General features: G+C 64.8%; 17 protein-coding genes. 3 read left to right on the top strand and 14 right to left on the bottom strand.

Going from position 1 to position 17,344, the window contains the following annotated elements:
• Positions 1-34 precede the first annotated feature (34 nt).
• Positions 35-442: a MerR family transcriptional regulator gene (locus DVW87_RS16025; RefSeq protein ID WP_041043303.1), complete on the top strand. Its 408-nt coding sequence runs from the start codon at positions 35-37 to the stop codon at positions 440-442.
• Positions 443-480: 38 nt separating this feature from the next.
• Here the strand turns inward: DVW87_RS16025 and DVW87_RS16020 are convergent, their stop codons facing one another.
• The 5 genes from DVW87_RS16020 to DVW87_RS16000 all read right to left on the bottom strand — a co-directional run bounded on the left by DVW87_RS16020 (position 481) and on the right by DVW87_RS16000 (position 5,808).
• Positions 481-1,032, bottom strand: a complete 552-nt coding sequence (locus DVW87_RS16020) for a recombinase family protein (RefSeq protein WP_114688837.1) — start codon at positions 1,030-1,032, stop codon at positions 481-483.
• A gap of 135 nt (positions 1,033-1,167) precedes the next feature.
• A complete protein-coding gene (locus DVW87_RS16015) occupies positions 1,168-2,262 on the bottom strand; it encodes an ABC transporter permease (protein WP_114688836.1) in 1,095 nt (364 codons plus the stop codon).
• Positions 2,259-3,386: an ABC transporter permease gene (locus tag DVW87_RS16010; RefSeq protein ID WP_114688883.1), complete on the bottom strand. Its 1,128-nt coding sequence runs from the start codon at positions 3,384-3,386 to the stop codon at positions 2,259-2,261. Before DVW87_RS16010 ends, DVW87_RS16015 begins: the two co-directional genes overlap by 4 nt.
• An 8-nt stretch (positions 3,387-3,394) precedes the next feature.
• Positions 3,395-4,411, bottom strand: a complete 1,017-nt coding sequence (locus tag DVW87_RS16005; RefSeq protein WP_114688835.1) for an HlyD family secretion protein — start codon at positions 4,409-4,411, stop codon at positions 3,395-3,397.
• Positions 4,408-5,808 carry a TolC family protein gene (locus DVW87_RS16000; protein WP_239017962.1) on the bottom strand — a complete coding sequence of 467 codons (1,401 nt, stop codon included), beginning with the start codon at positions 5,806-5,808 and terminating at the stop codon, positions 4,408-4,410. Before DVW87_RS16000 ends, DVW87_RS16005 begins: the two co-directional genes overlap by 4 nt.
• On the opposite strand from DVW87_RS16000, the gene DVW87_RS18160 reads away from it, so the two are divergent.
• A complete protein-coding gene (locus tag DVW87_RS18160) occupies positions 5,807-5,977 on the top strand; it encodes a hypothetical protein (RefSeq protein ID WP_181814879.1) in 171 nt (56 codons plus the stop codon). The two genes, DVW87_RS16000 and DVW87_RS18160, sit on opposite strands and share 2 nt — an antisense overlap.
• On the opposite strand, the gene DVW87_RS15995 is transcribed toward DVW87_RS18160, so the two are convergent.
• From DVW87_RS15995 to DVW87_RS15975, 5 genes are all read right to left on the bottom strand, one after another.
• Complete coding sequence (locus tag DVW87_RS15995) at positions 5,971-7,134, bottom strand: patatin-like phospholipase family protein (RefSeq protein WP_114688833.1); 1,164 nt, start codon at positions 7,132-7,134, stop codon at positions 5,971-5,973. The genes DVW87_RS18160 and DVW87_RS15995 overlap by 7 nt on opposite strands.
• Entirely contained in the window at positions 7,131-7,580 is a 450-nt protein-coding gene (locus DVW87_RS15990) for an acyl-CoA thioesterase (protein WP_069319930.1), read from the bottom strand. Before DVW87_RS15990 ends, DVW87_RS15995 begins: the two co-directional genes overlap by 4 nt.
• Position 7,581: 1 nt before the next feature.
• Positions 7,582-8,880: a Dyp-type peroxidase gene (locus DVW87_RS15985; protein ID WP_239017961.1), complete on the bottom strand. Its 1,299-nt coding sequence runs from the start codon at positions 8,878-8,880 to the stop codon at positions 7,582-7,584.
• 74 nt (positions 8,881-8,954) lie between these two features.
• Positions 8,955-9,650 carry a hypothetical protein gene (locus DVW87_RS15980; RefSeq protein WP_114688831.1) on the bottom strand — a complete coding sequence of 232 codons (696 nt, stop codon included), beginning with the start codon at positions 9,648-9,650 and terminating at the stop codon, positions 8,955-8,957.
• A 22-nt stretch (positions 9,651-9,672) separates the two neighbouring features.
• Positions 9,673-10,761 carry a catalase family protein gene (locus tag DVW87_RS15975; RefSeq protein WP_239017960.1) on the bottom strand — a complete coding sequence of 363 codons (1,089 nt, stop codon included), beginning with the start codon at positions 10,759-10,761 and terminating at the stop codon, positions 9,673-9,675.
• Between the two features lie 67 nt (positions 10,762-10,828).
• On the opposite strand from DVW87_RS15975, the gene DVW87_RS15970 reads away from it, so the two are divergent.
• A complete protein-coding gene (locus tag DVW87_RS15970; protein ID WP_066693440.1) occupies positions 10,829-11,497 on the top strand; it encodes a TetR/AcrR family transcriptional regulator in 669 nt (222 codons plus the stop codon).
• 136 nt (positions 11,498-11,633) lie between these two features.
• On the opposite strand, the gene DVW87_RS15965 is transcribed toward DVW87_RS15970, so the two are convergent.
• The 4 genes from DVW87_RS15965 to DVW87_RS15950 all read right to left on the bottom strand — a co-directional run bounded on the left by DVW87_RS15965 (position 11,634) and on the right by DVW87_RS15950 (position 16,935).
• Entirely contained in the window at positions 11,634-12,287 is a 654-nt protein-coding gene (locus tag DVW87_RS15965; protein WP_063690335.1) for a recombinase family protein, read from the bottom strand.
• 186 nt (positions 12,288-12,473) lie between these two features.
• Positions 12,474-12,893 carry a hypothetical protein gene (locus tag DVW87_RS15960; RefSeq protein WP_063690332.1) on the bottom strand — a complete coding sequence of 140 codons (420 nt, stop codon included), beginning with the start codon at positions 12,891-12,893 and terminating at the stop codon, positions 12,474-12,476.
• Positions 12,890-14,812, bottom strand: a complete 1,923-nt coding sequence (locus tag DVW87_RS15955) for a hypothetical protein (protein ID WP_114688830.1) — start codon at positions 14,810-14,812, stop codon at positions 12,890-12,892. The genes DVW87_RS15960 and DVW87_RS15955 overlap by 4 nt, the downstream gene beginning before the upstream one ends.
• Positions 14,812-16,935, bottom strand: coding sequence for a hypothetical protein (locus DVW87_RS15950; RefSeq protein WP_114688829.1), 2,124 nt, complete (start codon positions 16,933-16,935; stop codon positions 14,812-14,814). The genes DVW87_RS15955 and DVW87_RS15950 overlap by 1 nt, the downstream gene beginning before the upstream one ends.
• Positions 16,936-17,344: the final 409 nt, after the last annotated feature.

The following is a 17,344-nucleotide window of genomic DNA, read 5'->3' as shown; positions in this document are numbered from 1 at the left end:
ATATAGGGGCCGTACTATGGTACGGAGTCAAGGCATGGCCGACGTGACAATTGCGGGGCTCGCGCGCGAGGGCGGCGTCGGTGTAGAAACGGTCCGCTATTATCAGCGCAGAGGGTTGCTCGAGACGCCGGAGAGGCCTGAAGGATCGGGCTCGAATGGCGGTATTCGCCGCTACACAGCAGACGATGTTCGCCGGCTCCGGTTCATCCGATCGGCGCAGGCCGCTGGCTTCACGTTGGAGCAGATCGGAGAACTGGTGGCGCTGGACGCGACCGACGATCGCGCTCGGGCACGCCAGCTTGCCAACGAGCGGATCGCGGCGCTGGATGCGAAGATCCAGGAGCTGAAGCGCGTGCGCGCATCACTCCAGCGGCTTGCTCATGAATGTGGGTCGGGCTCGGAAGGCCCCTGCCCCATTCTAACCGCGTTCGACGCCGACTGATCCGGTCGGTGCTATACCCCTTCCGCGCTGATCGCCTCTTATTCCGGCGCGGGAAGGTGGCGGTAAAGTGTCGGGACCGAGACGCCGATCGCCGGCGCGATCTCGCGCATCGGCATTCCGGAGGCCAGGAGCTTGCGGGCGGCCTCGAGCCGCTTGGGCGTCATCACTGTCTTGCGGCCGCCTACCCTGCCCTCGCGCTTCGCCACCATCAGTGCGGCCGTCGTGCGCTCGCGGTTCAGGTCCCGCTCCATTTCCGCCATGGCCGCCATGATGTGGAAGACGAGCTTGCCGGCGGTGCCGGCGGTATCGATCCCGTCCGTCAGCGAGCGGAAGCCGATACCCCGCTCCGCCAGCTCGGCCGCAAGATCGACCAGGCCTTTCATCGTCCGGCCGAGCCGGTCGAGCTTCCAGACCACCAGCACGTCGCCGGCGCGAGCGTGTGACAGGGCATCGGCCAAGCCGATCCGGTTCGCCTTCGCACCGCTCGCCTTGTCGCTGAAGGTCCGCTCACACCCCGCTTCGCGTAGTGCGTCGAGTTGCGGCGTCAGATCCTGTTCGGGGGTCGACACCCGCGCATAGCCGATCAGCATGGCACCTTCTCAAAACTCATCTCACGTGCCTAACACGACCAACCGCAATCGAGAATGTGTTTTGATACACGCTCCGCGCCTGCTAGACGTTCTCACATGGGCGCGGATCAAAATCGATCGTGGCTGTTGAAAAATTCAACGCGCGCTGTTGGTGCTACTCCAGATATTCAGCCCTCCATAAAGCGCCAAGAGTGCCATAAGCTTGGCCAGTGGACCAAATACGTCCTCCAAGCTTGCACCCATCTGATTTAAAGGAACGAAAATATGCATGGCGCAGGTGGCGGGGGAAAACCAGGCCAGCGCAGAAAGCCAGCCCGGCATTGCGTGGAGTGGCCAGGCAAAACCCGCTAGAAACACGAGCGGCACAGATGTCGGCAACAGGATCTTCAATGCATCGTCGCCGCTGTTGAACAACTTACCCAGCAACAGCCCGAGCGCCGCCACGGTTGCCGCAAAGACAGGAACTGTGACGAGGAGCGCCGGCAGCGCCCCAGCGTGCGGGATATCCTGGATCCAATAGATCATTCCGAAATAGAGCAAGGCGGACAGCACGCCGACAAGGGTGCATGCCGCCCACATGCCAAGCGCGGCTGCGACGGACATCCGCCGTTCCCTGCGGCGTTGGCGTTCCGCCATCAGCCGGGCGCAGGCGAGCAACAGCGTCTGCTGCAGGATGATGTTGGCGACCGCCGGGAAAATGTAGTCGCGGTAGCCGAGCGTGGTGTTGAACAACGGGTGGACAAGGATCGTCGGCATCGCCGCAAGCCGGGCACCGCCTTGCGCCGCGCGCCAGCGGTCGATCGCGCCGGCCAGCGTCGCGGCGACGCCGGTGCCGATGCTCTGCGCACGCAGCAGATACGTCCCGTTCAGCCACAATGCGATGCCCGCCGTACCTCTACCCGTCAGCGCGCCGCCGGTAAAATCGCGCGAGATCAGCAGGATGCCGTCCGCCTTCCGGTCACGCACGGCACCGCGCGCGGCGACCATGTCGGGAACCTCGCCGACGACGCGGACGCTGCGCGTTTCGCCGAGATCGTCGAGCAGGCGGCGCGCGGCGGTCCCGCCGTCGCCGTTCACAACCACCACGGGTAGCGCGCGGGCGGACTGGTGCGCATAGGGCGCTGGATAGTAGAAGGCATAGAGCAGCACCGACAATATCGCGAGCGACAGGAGATCGCGCGTGGTGACGATCGTCAATAGCGTGTGTTCGAGAGCCGCGCGAAACGTCATCGGCCTTCCCGGTCACGGCGGATAAGGATTATGCCCAGGCCGCCTGCGACCAGCGGATACAGCAGCAGCGTTCCCGCTGCCTTCAGGAACGGCCCGGCGGAGGCACCAAGCACCTGATCCATCTGCAGCGTCATGTAGTGGGTCAGCGGCAACACCTGGTGCCAGACCCGCGCGAACAGGCCCGCGCCATCGATCGGCAGCGAAGCGCCCGAATAGGCGAGCGCCGATCCCGCAACGATGACAGCGCCCGACAAGGCGGTGGCAATGCTGCGCGTTGCAGCGACGAGCAATAGCGCGACCGCCGCGGTGGCGACGAACAGCAATGCTTGCCCCGCCACGATCAGCAGCAGCGATCCGTCTGCGCGATAGCCTTGTGCGAGCGTGAGCCATAGCAGCCACGCAACACCCCAGAACGTTCCCGCAATCACATGAGGAGAAAGCCGCCCGGCCAGCGTTGCCGCAACGCCACCCCGTACGGCGAACGCGGCGAACGAGCCATCGTTCATCAGCACCCCGATGCTTCCCACGCAGGCAACCGCGATCAGCAGGTGCAACACCCCTGGGCCCAGCAGCAGTCCTAGATACCATTCCAGGCTGAGCGATGGATTGCCGAGCACCGTCACCTGCACGCCGGGCAGCAACGCCGGATCGACCGCGGCCAGTCCCGCCAGGCCGTGGGTGGACGCCCCGTACTGCGCCAGCGTGGCGGCCACTGCAACGCGCAGGTTCGTCGCCGCGAGTGCCCCCGTCGACAGGAACGCCGCCTGATGGAATATCTCGACCGGGGCGCGACCGGCATTACGGGTCCCGACGCCCCGGGGGATCACCACGGCGGCGACCGCCTGTTCGCGCCGCATCATCGTCACCGCGGCAGCAACGTCGGGCACCCGGCCGACAATCCGCAGGCCTGGGGAGGCGTCGATGGCGCGCACGATGCGCCGGGCCAGCACGCCGCCGTCACGATCTACAATGACGGTGGGCAAATGGTGCGGCGATCCTGCAGATAGCATCGCTGCCATCGCGCCCAGCAAGATTAGCGGCATGACAGTCAGCAACGCCAGATCGACGGGCGTCGAAATGATGCGGCCCCATTCGGCCCGGCACGCATTATACAGGGTGACCATGGCGGGCGTCACGCCGGCGGTTCGAACAGGACGCTCATGCCCGGCCGCAACCCTTGCGCCCCGCCTTCGGGTTTCAGCGTGACCTCGAACGCGCGGACGTCATAGCCGCGCGACTGGCGCGTGGCGCGCCATGTTGCAAAACTGCCTTGCGGCGCAATGTGGCTGATCCGGAACCGTAGGTCGCGGCCGAGCGCCGGGACGTGGCCGACGAGAAGGCGACCGGGGGTCAGTCCGTGATAGGCATCTTCGCGCACGGTCAACGCAACGTGCGGGTGATCGACGTCGATCACCTGAAACGCCGGCAGGATCGGGCTCACGATCTCGCCGGGGCGCAGCAACCGGCGTGACACCTCGCCGTCGATCGGAGACACGAGCCGCTTCTCGCGCTCCAGTGCGGCAGCGGTCGCGGTCGCGGCTCTGGCGGCGCGGACCTGCGCGTCGGCGATCGTGCGATTTTGCGGCCTGATGCCGGCGCGTGCCTTGTCGTACTGGGCCTTTGTCGCCTCCGCCGCACGGCCGGTGCTGTCGCGCGCGGCATGAGCCTCGTCGCGGCGCTGCGCGGCGATAACACCTTGCGCATAAAGCGTGTCGGCACGGCGGCTCGACACCGCGGCCAGGTCGGCCGTCGCCTGTGCCGCCAGCCAGGTGGAACGCAACGAGGTCAGGTCTTCCGCCCTGGCCCCCTCGATCGCCACCGATTGCAGCGCCCGTGCGCTGTCGAGCGCCGCCTGCGCCTGCTGCTGACCACCATCGATCTCCGGCGCCGACAGGATCGCCATCACCTGCCCGCGGCGGACCCGGTCGCCCTCGTCCACCGCCAGCGTCTCCACACGAGCCAGCGCCTTGGTGGCAACATTGATCTCATCTGCCTCCACCTCGCCTTGCCATTGTTCGGGCGCGGGACGGCTCGCCAGCCACAGCCCGAGGCCGACGATTACGACGACGACGGCGATGCCGATCCACAGCAACCAGCGCGCGCGGCGCGAGTGGGCGGCAGGATCGACGTCGACTGCCGGATCGGTCATGGGCGGGCATCCGTGGGCAGATGGATGTCGGCGCCGGCGATATGATCCGCGAACGTATCGAGTTGGCCCGATGCCGACAGGAGCGCCGCCAGCGCGAGGTCATATTCATAGGCGATCGCCGCCCGCTGCGTGCGGGCCGTGGCAAGGGCGGCTTCCGCGGCTAGCACCGCGGTCATCGTTGCTTCTCCCTCGCGGAACGCAATCTCCTGCACTCGCAAATTCTCCTGTGCAGCCGCGAGCGAACTGTCGGTCAGCAGGAAGGCGCGCCGTGCCGATTCGACCAGATCCCACGCGCGCAACGTCGCGGTAATCGCGCTCTTGCGCGCTTCACGCGCGGCATCGTCGGCGGCCGCGGCGTTTGCCTTTGCTGCGTTCAGGGCATGGCGACGATCGACGTTGGACAGCAATGTGTAGCGCACGCCGACTCCGGCCACCCAGTCAGGCTCGGTCGGCAATGCATTCGATCGGTTGAGATTGTATTCGCCGAACGCGAACGCCTGCGGGCGGTAGCGCGATCTCGCAAGATCCACGCCGGCGCGGGCGACCGCACCTGCCGCGTCGGCCTGCCGCGTCTGTGGTAATCTTGCCTCGCCGCCGGTGAAGCTGCCCGCGGGCGCAAGCGGATGACTGACGACAAAGAGACCGGTGGTGGGGCGTACCCGGTCCACCTCAAGCAGGCGGGCAAGGTCGTCCCGGGCGCCATCGTGGGCGATCGCGGCGCGCTGCCAGGTTCGCTCGGCGGTGTCGCGCGCAACCTGCGCCTCGAGCGTGCGCGCGTGAGCAACGACCCCCGCGGCCTCCATTTTGCGAACGTCCGACAGCAGCCGGTCGAGTGCGTCGCGGCTTTCCCGCGCCGACGCGGCGAGCGCCGCAGCGGCCTGTTCGCCGAAATAGACGCGGATGAGGTTGAGCTGCGCGAGGTCGCGCCCTTGCGCCGCGCGCGCCGCGGCGATCTCAGCGGCTGCGCGGGCGCCGCGCTGGATCGCAGGTATCGCTCCGCCGGAATAGAGCGGCAGTACCCCCTGCACCGTTGGACGAAACACATCGTCACGGTAGCGATAGCTCAGCTGGTCGGGGATCGCGGTAAACAGGCCGGGCAAAGCCTGCCCGATCCTGCCCACGATGTCGGATGCAATCTGCTGAAACGCAGGCGGGACGGTCATCGGGATGCCGGACAGGAAATCCTGCGTCGCATCGCGCGCATCCTCTTTCTGTCCGGTCAGATCGACCGCCAGCGTCTTCTGATATGCAATGTACTGCGCCGACGCGGTAACGACCGGACGCCTGAGCGTCGCTACCGCGGCTGCCGTTTCGCGCGCCGCATCTTCTGCGTGGTCGGCGGCCGCCAGCGCTGGCGAGGTCGTCTCCAGGCGTCGGCTTGCCGCATCGAACGTCATGGCGACGTCCTGTGCTGCCGCGCCGGCAGCGATTGGCATCAGCGATGCCGCGATTATTGTCGCGCGTGCCATCCCGAACCCTGCCCAGCCCCCGATCATCGTCAATTCTGTCATCCCGGCCATACGCGGCAATCGACGAACCACGACCGCGATGATTCTGTTCTATTGATGATCGAGACGATCCGCGACGGCAAGATCGGCCGGGGTGGGCGGCGTCTTGCGCCACGAACCAGTGCGTCCCCGCTCGACGCCATAGGCGTACAGGCGTCGCATGTAGGTCTTCTCGAACAGGCGGTCGCTGGGTGCGACGTCGTTCCCGATGAACGTCAAGTTCCAGTCGATGCCGTGGCGATGCGCGTAGACGTAGCTGGTTTCCGCCAGTGTCAGCAGCGCTGCCTGCTGGTTGAGCGCGAAGGCGCGCTTCAGGATCGGGACGAGCCGCGGCGTCACCATCTGAAAATCGCCGCCAAGCCTGCTGTTCATCAACAGGTAGACGTGCAGCCGGGCGGCGTCCCCGATCGGCGCGTCGCTGACCGCGAGCTGCGGCGGGATTGCGAGGATGCCAGCGGTCGTCCCGCCATCGGCATGAAGCTCGCGTACGGGCGCCCCGTTGCTGGACGCGTCGATCACCACCGGGGGAAACACCACAGGAATGGACGACGATGCCAGCAATACCCGCCGGAACAGCTCGACCTTGTCCGGCAACATGCTGGCGGCGATTGCCCCCATATCCCAGATCACGCTGCGTTGCGCGTCGAGATTGGCGGTGGCGACGAACAGGCGGCGCCCCTTGGCCTGCTCCTCCGCGATGCGCGCTACAAGTTCCGGTGTCACCTCACGTGCGATCAGTTTCGCAAGCGGTGCGGTGGAGGCGACACTGGTCGATCCCGGTATCGCAAGTGGGAAGCGGGGATGGAAGATGTCCCTTGCGGATACGCTGGTGTAAAACCGGGCGATCGATGCATCGCCTTCCTTGCCCAGAAAGGCAAAGGGAGCGATCAATGCCCCGGTGCTGACCCCGGTGACAACGCTGAACTCCGGACGCGTGCCGCTCTGCGTCCAGCCGTTGAGCACACCGGCGCCATAGGCACCCTCGTCAGCACCACCCGAAAGGGCCAGCATCGTTACCGGCTGCCCGGCCGGCACATCGGGTCGCATCCGCTGCGCGGCATCCGGCAGATCCGCCCAGAAACGGACCTCCGGCGCACCGGCAATAGCGGCCGCGGCACTTTGCGCCCCGGTGAACGGCACGCGCTCCACCGTGGTACATCCACTGACAAACGCCATTGCGGCTATCGTAACGGCGCGGAGGATCTGTCTGGTCATCGCATGGCTCCACTAGCCGTAGTTGCTTCAGTGTCACGAAGATAGAAATGCTGAGCAAGATCGGGACGAATACGCACAAGTTGCCTGGACCCGCGATCGATGCACACCAGCGTAGACTCAACTATGGCAACGTCTTCGCCGTTTCGCTCGAAGCGAGTTTCAAAGTGGGCACGACATCCTTGATGACCAATGACGCGCACTACGGCGACGATCAGATCGTGCAGCACGGCGGGCCTGTGATAGACCACGTCATGACGGTGCGCGATCCAGGCGAGCGTCTCTACCTGTTCTGGCGGCGCGGTCTTGCGCCAATAGGCGTTGACCGCTTCTTGCATCCACATGAGATAGATGGCGTTGTTCACATGATCGAGATCGTCGATCGCTCCCGGACCGACCCTGATCGGATGCCGATATTCAACGTAGCGGCCCGGACCATGGTCAGGCATCTCAGTTCCACGATCCTGCCGCGATCCATCGCAAAGCGGTGAGCGAAGGCATGAACATATATTCGCCGCCACGCAGCCGGTTGTACGTGGTGACACCGTCTATACGGCGACGAACCGGCTCGGCAGGCACGGTGAAGCGTCCGGGTTCCTCATGCAGGCCGACCACAGGATCACGCTCCTTCCCCAGGTCGATGAAATTACCGCGATTGATCCATTCCTGCTGCAGAAACTCGATCGTGTCGAACGCACGTGCCGAGATGAAGATGAAGAAGATGCCGCGATCGTCCTCGCCATCGTCGGCAGCAGTCAGGTCGGCCGACCATTTCGGACCGAAGGTGGAAGAGCGGCGGATGATCCGGTGGATGTTTTCGTCGGTCAGGATCGTTAGTCGCTCACCGCGCGGATTGAGGCGGCGCATGTGCGCGCCATGCGGACAGACAATTCCCGCCTTGTCGCCCGAGAAATCAAAGTCGTTGCGCCGGGCCGGATCAGCGCCCAGCTCTTCGTCGTCGCGGGTCGGCGACAGGATCAGCGGTGCCCCCGATCGCCAGCGGCCGAACATCTTGGCGGCCAGCAGCTCCTGCGCCGCCTCATCGTTTGCCTGGCCGCGCACGAAATCGTTGAATGCGCCCGGTCGACTGTCATACTTGCGCAGCACGACATAGGAACCGTTCCGCCCCAGCGCGTCAGGCTGCGGTATCTCCAGCGGCGCTCCCGTTTCGCTGTCCTCGCCCAGGATGAACTCGCCCGGCGCGATCGCGCGCTCCTGCCCCGGCTGTGGATCGACCCCGGCACCCGCGACGGTCGGCTGCGACACCGAGTCACGAAAGCCGAACGGGTTCTTGGCATCCGCATCGGCTCCGAAACGATGTGTTCCGATCAGCGTCACGCCGCTCGATGCATGATATTCGGACATTGCCCGGTCGGTGGCTTCGTCAAGCCGGGTCTGATCCGAAGCGAAGATGGTGAGCGCGATGTGGCAGCGATTGTCGCGATACGCCTCCTCCCATTGCTCGGGAGCATTCTCTCCCGCGTCACGCAGCTGCTCGGCGCGCGCCGCCATTCCCTGACGAAACGACAGAGGAAAGCTGGCGAGCGAGCCTTCGGGCACCCCAAGCGCCTTCAGACCCGCGTGACTGATCGCCACGCCGGTCCATGCCGTCAGCTCTTCGGTCCAGTCTGCTGCGGCAGGGATATGCGGCGCGAGCCTCCGCAGGAGATCGCGGCCACCCGCGGCGTCGTCGACGTGAAGCATTGCGTGAATGCCGACATACGGTTCAGGCCGCGCGCGCAGGATCAACGCCTGAATGTCGTCCAGCTGCAGCGTCACGCGGTCAGGGCGGAAGCGGTCCTTGAGGTGCTGGAGGATACCCATCAGTAATCCACTCCGTGCGGCACCGACACCTGCTTGGACAGCAGGGCCAGCGCGTCCCGTGTCGCGGGGTCCACAGCGGTGTTGCCGGCCATTGTATCGAGGAAGGCATCGAGCGCCGTCTCCATCCGCTGCAGCCGCCGCACGTCCACAACCGTCACCTGCGGGTTGGCGACGAACCAACCGGCCGCGTCGATCTGGTGATCGGCGATGAAATCCTTCACGTCAGGCGAGGCAATCCCCGGCCACCCTTCGACATTGGCGAACAAGAGATCCATCAGGTCAGGGATCTTGGTCGCGAAGTCGTTGATATAGGTATCCCAGTCACCGTCGTACGCCGTAGCGAACAGGATGCGCGTGTCGTCGTCGAACAGGACGAAACGCATGTCATGCAGCGTCGAAACTTTCTGGGCGCCGTCGAAATTGCCGCCGGTCAGGTTGAAGATGCGACGCAGCCGGTCGCCGCCGCCAGGCTTGAGTTTGGCGATTGCAGTCAGTTCGGACACATTGCCCGATTGCCGGCCGGCCCGGCCCGCCGACCCGGCGGTGCCCTTGAACAGAGGGTTGTGGTTGCGGATCAAGCCTTCGATCGCGATCCTGGCCAGCGTGGGGGCATCGGCGGCGATTTCTGCGGCGAGGCGACGGAACTCTTGCAGACGGGTTTCGTCATCAAGCCTGGGATCTTTACTGTCGGCCATGAACGGCTCCTTCTGGTTCGGATCAGTCCGGAATTTCATCAAGCGAGCGTGGTTCGCGCCGAGCCACGGCATTCAGCCTGTGCCGCTGGCTGGAGGACGATTCATACGCTGCCTTGCGGATTCGCATGATGCCGCCGAGCGGCCGATGCGCCGCGACCCCGTTCCACGGGTTGAAGGCGAGATGGTCGTCGCCATGCACCTGTCTGGCCGGGGCATAGGCATCCTGGGGAGGGAAGGTCAGCGTTGCGATCGCGCGATGCGGTGAAAGGGCAGGATCCCACAGGACCGCCGCGTCCTCGATCGGCATTGTATCCGGGTCGACGCATAGCTGCGCGCGTAATTCGTAGGTGGCGCCGGCGTGCCGGAAATGGTCGACTACCGCGTCACGCATGGTCGAGAAGCCCGCCTCGACCTGCCGTCCGGTCAGTTCGGCCACCCCCCCGACCGGCGCCAGCGACAGTTTCGCAACATGATCGCCGTAGCGGATTGCCGCCTGCGTATAAAATGTCTCGCCCAGCATGTTCGCATGGTCGCGCGCCAGTCCGTCAAGCGTGGCATTAGGGCTGCCGCCTAGCGCCTCCACGGCGCCCTTCACGCCACGCGCGGCAGCGGCGATCAGCCGCTGCGCCGCCTCAGGCGCGTCCGCGTTCTTTTCAAGCAGACCCAGCATGACCTTGTATTTGGCGATCGTACCAAAGGCGAGCGTCGGAAAATTGACCATCAGGAAATCCTGATTGGCCCCCCCGAGGGTGGGTGACAGGCGCTCGCCCCCAACGCCGATGACCTTGACCGCAAAGCCGCGCGGGGCCGGCACTGCATCGCTGTGAATATCACCCGGCGCCGATGACAGTCGAGCTACGATCTCATGTTCGCCAGGGTGGGCGAAGATGCCCTGCGCCAATTCGGCAGGCAGATCCTGATGGACTGTCATCCGCCCTTTCAGGATCGCATGGCTCTTCGCATGTGCGTCTCGGTGCGCATGATGATGCCGCTCTGCGTGAGCAGCCTGTGTCGCCGCCATTCGAGCCACGATCTCACGCGTCAGCGCAGCTTCGTCGGGCTGCTCGATTTCGAGATCGTCGCGATAGGCGATGGGGCGGCGGGTGGTCACGGATGACGGCTTTCATTGAGGCGGGCGTCATTAACATATCAAGCGATATATTAGTTGCAATGCCTGTGTGGCTGTTGCCCTTGACGCCAACGGGCTGCATCTGGTGTCGGTGGATTATGAGACGACACCGACGACGCAGACGGTACCACGCCGCAGGAAGCGTCCCGAGATGCGCATGGAGACGCGGACACGACTGCTCGACGCCGCGATAGGGCTGATCGTTGCAGGAGGGGTCGCAGCCGCCTCGATTCGAGGCATCTGCGAACGCGCCGGCTTTTCGCAGGGCGCATTCTATTCGTATTTCGCCAGCAAGGACGATCTGCTCTTCACGCTGGTCGAAGAGCATATGGCGAACCTCGCAAGAAAGTTCGACATGTTGGTGGCAGACACCCGGTATCAAACGGCGGAAGCCATCCTGGATACGATCGGTGCCAGTCTGGATGCCTTGTCCGTCGACGCCAGCTATTCGGTTCTGGTGGTCGAACTTCACCTGCACGCACGTCGCAACGCCGCGTTCCGTGCTCGCTTCGAACCGGTCAAGATCGCGTACGAGTCCGCTTTCGCCGGTGTAATGTCCCATCTACTACGACGTACCGGCCTGACGCCGGTCATACCGAGCATTCAACTGGCGCGCATCCTTCTTTCGCTGTGGTCCGGTTTGACCCTTCAGGAAAGCAGCGATCCCCCTCCCTCTATACAAATGCGACATGTGTTCGCTGCGCTCGCGCAAGATTGATCGATGCCGCCCGGCAGGATAATCAACGTTGCCGATGCGGTAGGGGGGCGGTACCGCACAGATCCTGACCCTAGCGCCTTGCCCGATCCGCGATGCTGTTTAGAACATTACGATCGGCGATGAGACATGCATGAACTCAGTCACCCTGCTGAGGCGGAGTCGCCCTCGAGCGATGGATTGCGGTCACGCGCTTGACGTGAGCTATGCTGCATCCGGCGAGCTCCGCAGTTTTCGCGATGCTCATGCCCGCCTCCCGCAGACCTACGATGCGTCGATGGTGGGCGAGATCCGGCTTGCGTCCGGTGTAACGCCCCGCCCTCTTCGCGACCTCAATGCCCTCGCGTTGCCGCTCGCGGCGCGTCTCGTAGTCGTCGCGCGCCGTCTGCAGCGCCACCCGCAGCAGCATGTCCTGCACTGCCTCCAGCACGATGCGCGCCACGCCCGCGCTGTCGGCCACCAGGTCGGACAGGTCCACGATCCCCGGCACTGCGAGGCGCGCCCCCCTGCCCCGGATCGTCTGCACCAGCAGCTCCGCCTCCGGCAGCGGCAGGCGGCTGATCCGGTCGATCTTCTCGGCTACCACCACCTCGCCCGGCTGCAGGTCCGCTACCATGCGCAACAGCTCGGGCCGGTCGGGCCGCGCGCCCGACGCCTTCTCCCGGTACACCGCTGCCACGTAGAAGCCGGCCGCCTTGGCGCCGGCCACGATGTTCTCCTGCCGCGCCAGGTCCTGATCGACCGTACTCACCCGCAGATAGACGCGCGCTACCTTCGCTCCGCTGCCTGCCACCTACTCATCACTCCTGCTCGGCGTTCTTGGGTATAGCCTCGCGAGCCGTTGGCTGATTGAGCAAGTTGCGACCCATTATGGCCGAGAAAATATCGCGGCCATCTAAATATAAGACGCTTAACAGCCTTCAGTTTCGTTCAGATTTCTTCTCGGCCTTCTAATTTTTATGCATACGGAGCTAACTACCTAAAGCAATTGATGAATTAGTTCGACCGCTGCAGCTGAGAGCAAACCGGCACTCGGCATGAGCAGGAGCAGGCGGTGAAGCTGTTTACGTTGTGAGAGTACCGCCGACTCATTCTGGGCGTTTCTTTGCTCCGTCATGGTCGCGAGCGCCGCCCGCAATTCGGCGTGCCAATGCTCATGTTGCATGGCGACGCATCCTAGTTGATCGCCCAACTGGTTGAGGCTAATTGTAATGGTCTCGACCTGCCTACCGGATGTGTCCAAGCCATCCTTCATGTCGTTAAGATCGCTGCTGAGCGCCTTTAAAACGCCCTGCGTTTTTTTCAACTTCTCACTCATCACCTTCTCGACGGGAGTGGCGATCAGCTTTTCCAGCAGCTTCTCCAATGCTTCGATGTCGGGGTCGGTAGCGTCGGTCATGCAGCATTTGGACAAATGAGAAGGTGTGTTTGACGGGCCAAGCGCAGGCCGCACAGATTTGCCAGCACCACTGCGGCGTTACCCTCGTACGTCGCTGCGATGATCCTCTTGCCGATCGTCAAGCTTTCCGCGGCATAGCCTTGCGCCATATGCGCGTCGAAGTCAGCGAGTCGTTTCTGATCGTGACGTAAAGCATCGCGCTTCTGTCGCAGATCGTTCCAGGTGCGCCTGAAATCTGCGCGCGAATCAGCCAGCTTTGCCGTCAGCCGAAGCTTCAGCTTGTCTAGGTTACTGCAGCGCACGACCGCTTGCCGTTGTCGCCGGGCACGCCTGCTCCGTTCCTCCCGTACCGCGTCGCGAAGCTGCGCGGGCAGGGTTCTAACGATCACCCTACGACGCTCCAAGGCAGCCTTTTGCAGCCTCTGGCAATCCTCGGCGAATTGCCCGGACAGCCACGTCCAGTACTTGCCCGCGCCAAGCTGCGCACACTGGGCGTCGTAGGCCTGCTTCATCGCTTCAACACACTCTGATGCAGCCACGGGGGGATGCAGGCCTGCCCGTTCGCTCAGCGTTCTCGCGATGCACTCGCACGCGTCAACGAGCTTGTCTTGGTCGGCTTGCAACCACGCCGCCAGCGCGTCGACATGGGGCAATACCGGCTTGCCCTCCTCGTCCATCAGGGTCAGCGTTCCGTCGGGCGCGTAGCTCACAGCAATGGGGATCGCGGTCACCTGCGTCCGAACCACGGCCTCGATCCCGGCCAGCGCGGCGTTCAGCGTGTCCCGCGCCTTTGTGGCGTCGTCCAGCCGTCGCTCCCACCGCGTCTTTGTCCTTTGCACCACCTGCACCTTTGCTCGGCCCCGGCGCAGGTCGTTCCGTGCGGCCGTCAGCGCGTCCGTCCGCTCCTGGCGCAGCATCTCGACACGCCAGACCGTCTGCTCGCCCACCTCCTGGCTGATCCGCAACCGGGTGTCGCCTTCGCAGGATCGGGCGATATCCTCCTCCAGCGCGTGCAGACCCTGCGCCCGCACCGCCGCCGCCCAGTCGCGATACGCCCCCGGTTTCGCGAGTTGATCGCTCCAGCTCTTGCCGAAGTCCAATGGGTAGAGCCGCTTGCTCAGCGTCGGTTCGACGGGAAAACCGAACAGCCCGATCTGCTCCACGAAGTGCGCGCGCACCGCCTCAAGGTCGGGCATGTCTTTGAACCGGCGCTCCATTGATTCTTGGTCGAATGTGTAGGTTAGCACCAGACGGTAGCGCAGCCGCGAGCGCATCCAGCCCTTCAGCTCCTCCAGCTGGCGTCCCAACTCAACGGGGTCCAGCATGCCGAGCTTAGACGCGTGGCCGACCAGCAGGATCAGGCTGGCGGCGGGCAGATGCCGACGGGCGATCCGCTCGACCAGCAACCGCTCCCTGGGTGCGGCCGCGGCGATGCCGGGCAGGTCCAGCACGGACACGCGCACCGCTGGTTCACCCACGGCAAAGTGGTCGGCGGGAAGGAACAGCGTCACCGGATCGGTGCTCTGGTGGCGCCCGTCCTCTACCGCGGCGCGAACCGTCCCCAGATGCGCGCGCACCGCCTCCGCCGACAGACCGGGCGTGTCGGCCGTATCGATTCGCCACTGGTTGTCACGCGACCGCAGGTAGCGCATCGGCAGCGCGGTGGACGATTGACCATGGACGCGGCCACCGCGCAGCACCGTTTCCACCTCCGCGGCCGCATCGTCGCGGATGCCCAGCAGCGTCAGCAGCAGCGTAGTCTTTCCCACCTGCGTCGGCCCGAACAGGACCACTCTGGCTTCCGGGTTCCGCTGGGCTCCACCCCGCGCATCGCGCGACAGCGAGGCGAGCCATGTCTCGTTCGCCTCAATCGCCCACGCCCGTGTGCGGGCATGCAGCTGCCGCCAGAGGCTGGACATCAGGCGATCTGCGCCCGCGCTTCTTCCTGGAACCAGGCGCGCGTGTTCGCCAAGTCGCTGATCGCGAGCTGCGCACGCAGCCTGTGGCCCAGCATCTCGTCCAGTCGCAGCATGATCTGCAATTGCTCGTTTACCCGCCCCTTGAGCCAGCCCATCATCTCGTCGAACGCTGCAAGGTGACGCACCTTCTGGTCGCGAATTGCGGCAACGGCGGCCGTCCTCGCCTGTTCGGCGCCCTGGGCTTGATGGCGGCTCAGCACCTCGATCCCGGCATAAGCGACCACGGCCGCACCTACTGCGATGCCGGCGCCTGTCGCAACAGTGGCCGCGACCGTTCCAGTTGCCGTCCCAGCAGCCGCGGTTCCGGTTGCTGTTCCGGCAGCCACGGTTCCTGCGGCGGCACCGCTAGAGGCAGCCCCGGCAAAGCCGATCGCGGAGGCGATCCCGTTAACCAGGCCAGGTATGCTGTCGATCTCGCCATCCGCTGCATCGATCACCAGCACCGCCGCCGCGGCCTTGACCAGCCCTTTTGTCAGCCCGTTCATGCTGTTGATCGTATCCGTTCCCGCCTTCAGCAGGTCGGGCAACCCGGACACCTCTTCAGGCACCGCCGACGTCGCAACCGCGGTTTGCATGGCAGATAGATAGCCGGCCGCGATCGCCGGCAGCTGCCGGATCTCCCGCCGGAGCGACTGGGCCTGCATCAGGTTAAGGCTCGTCGTTTTGGGCGGATGTGCGGTCACCAGCATGCCCAGTGTAGCGAGGGACTCCGCGCTCGGGGTGCTTGCATGCTCGACCAGCGCTCCGCTGGCCGGAACGGGCGGAGCAAGGGCCAGGGCGAGCGAGTCCTTGGCCAAGCCGGCCAGCAGCTCTGCGTGCGTCGACGCAAACGCCGCCCCACCCCCGGCCTCCAGGATTGCCGCACGCAGCCGGTCGGCCGCGCGCTGCTCGCTCTTGTGCGACGCCAGCAACGCCCATTCCGCCACCTGTCGGCCCGCATTCGACCAGCCCATCTCAGCTGCGATATAGTCTGCTTTGGCCGCTTCGCCGGCAGCCTTCGCAACGCCGCCCAGAGCCTTACTCAACCCGCTTTCATAGCGGGAACGCGTCGCGCTGACCGCATCCTCTAGCTCTCTCAGGACGTCCAGCAGCGTCTCGCCGTCGTCGGACAGATTTGCTGACGTTCGAACGGCGCGTCGAGCCTCGTTCACTACGATTCCGACCATACGCCCAAGCTTCTCCAGATCCTTCAGCTGACGCGCGCGTGTTTCCGCGCCGACCCCGCCATGACGGCCAAGGGCGGCAAGCAATGGCCCCTCCCATTCCGTAGCGTTCCCGCTGCCGGTGCAGATGGTGCGCCCCTCTGGCACGCCGAAACGTGTCGCGGCGGTGACACGCAGCTCCGCTCGGCGTTCCTCGGCCATTTTCTCCGTCTTAGCGATCGCGATCACCGGCTCGACGCCGGCCAATTGCTGCTCCTTGAGATCGATCAGGATGGTGTCGTGATGCTGCGCCAGCAGGCTGCCGTCCGTTACCAGCACGCAGGCACTGGCGGCGACTAGGGCCAGGCGCATGAACGCCTGCCATGACTCATTTCTGTCGTTGATTTCCTCGTATCCAGGCAGCAGCATGAAGCCGGCTTTGGACCGCCCGCCAGCATGCCGAACGGGTACCCGGAGCACCGGCAGCTCCAGCGTGTTGCCGCTCCACGCTCGCGTCGCATTCCCGAACGCCGCGGGCGACACAGGCGTGCCGCGCATCCCCTCCGTTCCCACCTCGTCGGTCCAGCGGTACAGGAAGCCTTGTGGAGCGGTCACGGCCTCGTCCTCCAACACCATCACCGGTACCCGCTCACCCTGTCCGTTGTCGCCAGCCAGCCAGCTGTCATCCAGGCCGTAAAGCTCGCGTACCAGCGTGGTTTTTCCGGCCCCCTGGCTGCCCGCGACGGCGATCACCGTGTGGCCGTAGATCAGGCTGATCATCTGACAGGCACGGAGCGCCCGATGCAGCTCGGGCACGAACTCCTCCCGCTCCTCCTCCGGCAGATAGCCGGTGGCGACGTTCACGCTGTTCAATTGGCGAACCAGCGTCTTGAGATAGGCTTCCGGTGTGCCGAGATGCATGGATGATCGTGCCCCTCAAAAAATATCGCTCATTCGGCGCGTGAATACGACAAGGCCGATGGCATGCCTCACCGTCCAAGCACTCCCAACCTGCACGATAACCATCAACCCGAACGGCGCAATCCAGGAGCGGGCCTGTCGAACTCTGCCGCAAGGCACCATGCGATGGCTTGCGTGCCGATGTTCACCCCCAGAGAGTATGTCAGCTCCCGACGGTTCGGTCAGCGCGAGCCGTGCTACGCTTCGCTGTTCACAGTTGCGGGCGCGATCACGACCTTGCCGAGTGACGTGCCGTCACGCACTTCCCTGGCTCCTCAATCACATCGTTCGCGTCCGCGAGTTCGTCAAACACCTGATCCTCGCTCCGATCGCTTCAACGGGGCAGCATCAGAGTTGGCTGCGTCATTGC

Origin of the sequence: Sphingomonas aracearum (assembly GCF_003345355.1) — a bacterium.
Lineage (GTDB): Bacteria > Pseudomonadota > Alphaproteobacteria > Sphingomonadales > Sphingomonadaceae > Sphingomonas > Sphingomonas aracearum.
This window is presented reverse-complemented; position numbering and strand designations above follow the sequence as displayed.

Coding starts and splice junctions, on each gene's coding strand:
- DVW87_RS16020 (WP_114688837.1), bottom strand. CDS start 1,032: ATGCTGATCGGCTATGCGCGGGTGTCGACCCCCGAACAGGATCTGACG.
- DVW87_RS15990 (WP_069319930.1), bottom strand. CDS start 7,580: ATGCCTGACCATGGTCCGGGCCGCTACGTTGAATATCGGCATCCGATC.
- DVW87_RS15960 (WP_063690332.1), bottom strand. CDS start 12,893: ATGACCGACGCTACCGACCCCGACATCGAAGCATTGGAGAAGCTGCTG.
- DVW87_RS16025 (WP_041043303.1), top strand. CDS start 35: ATGGCCGACGTGACAATTGCGGGGCTCGCGCGCGAGGGCGGCGTCGGT.
- DVW87_RS16005 (WP_114688835.1), bottom strand. CDS start 4,411: ATGACCGATCCGGCAGTCGACGTCGATCCTGCCGCCCACTCGCGCCGC.
- DVW87_RS15995 (WP_114688833.1), bottom strand. CDS start 7,134: ATGACCAGACAGATCCTCCGCGCCGTTACGATAGCCGCAATGGCGTTT.
- DVW87_RS16015 (WP_114688836.1), bottom strand. CDS start 2,262: ATGACGTTTCGCGCGGCTCTCGAACACACGCTATTGACGATCGTCACC.
- DVW87_RS15950 (WP_114688829.1), bottom strand. CDS start 16,935: ATGCATCTCGGCACACCGGAAGCCTATCTCAAGACGCTGGTTCGCCAA.
- DVW87_RS18160 (WP_181814879.1), top strand. CDS start 5,807: ATGGCGACGTCCTGTGCTGCCGCGCCGGCAGCGATTGGCATCAGCGAT.
- DVW87_RS16010 (WP_114688883.1), bottom strand. CDS start 3,386: ATGGTCACCCTGTATAATGCGTGCCGGGCCGAATGGGGCCGCATCATT.
- DVW87_RS15980 (WP_114688831.1), bottom strand. CDS start 9,650: ATGGCCGACAGTAAAGATCCCAGGCTTGATGACGAAACCCGTCTGCAA.
- DVW87_RS15955 (WP_114688830.1), bottom strand. CDS start 14,812: ATGTCCAGCCTCTGGCGGCAGCTGCATGCCCGCACACGGGCGTGGGCG.
- DVW87_RS16000 (WP_239017962.1), bottom strand. CDS start 5,808: ATGACGTTCGATGCGGCAAGCCGACGCCTGGAGACGACCTCGCCAGCG.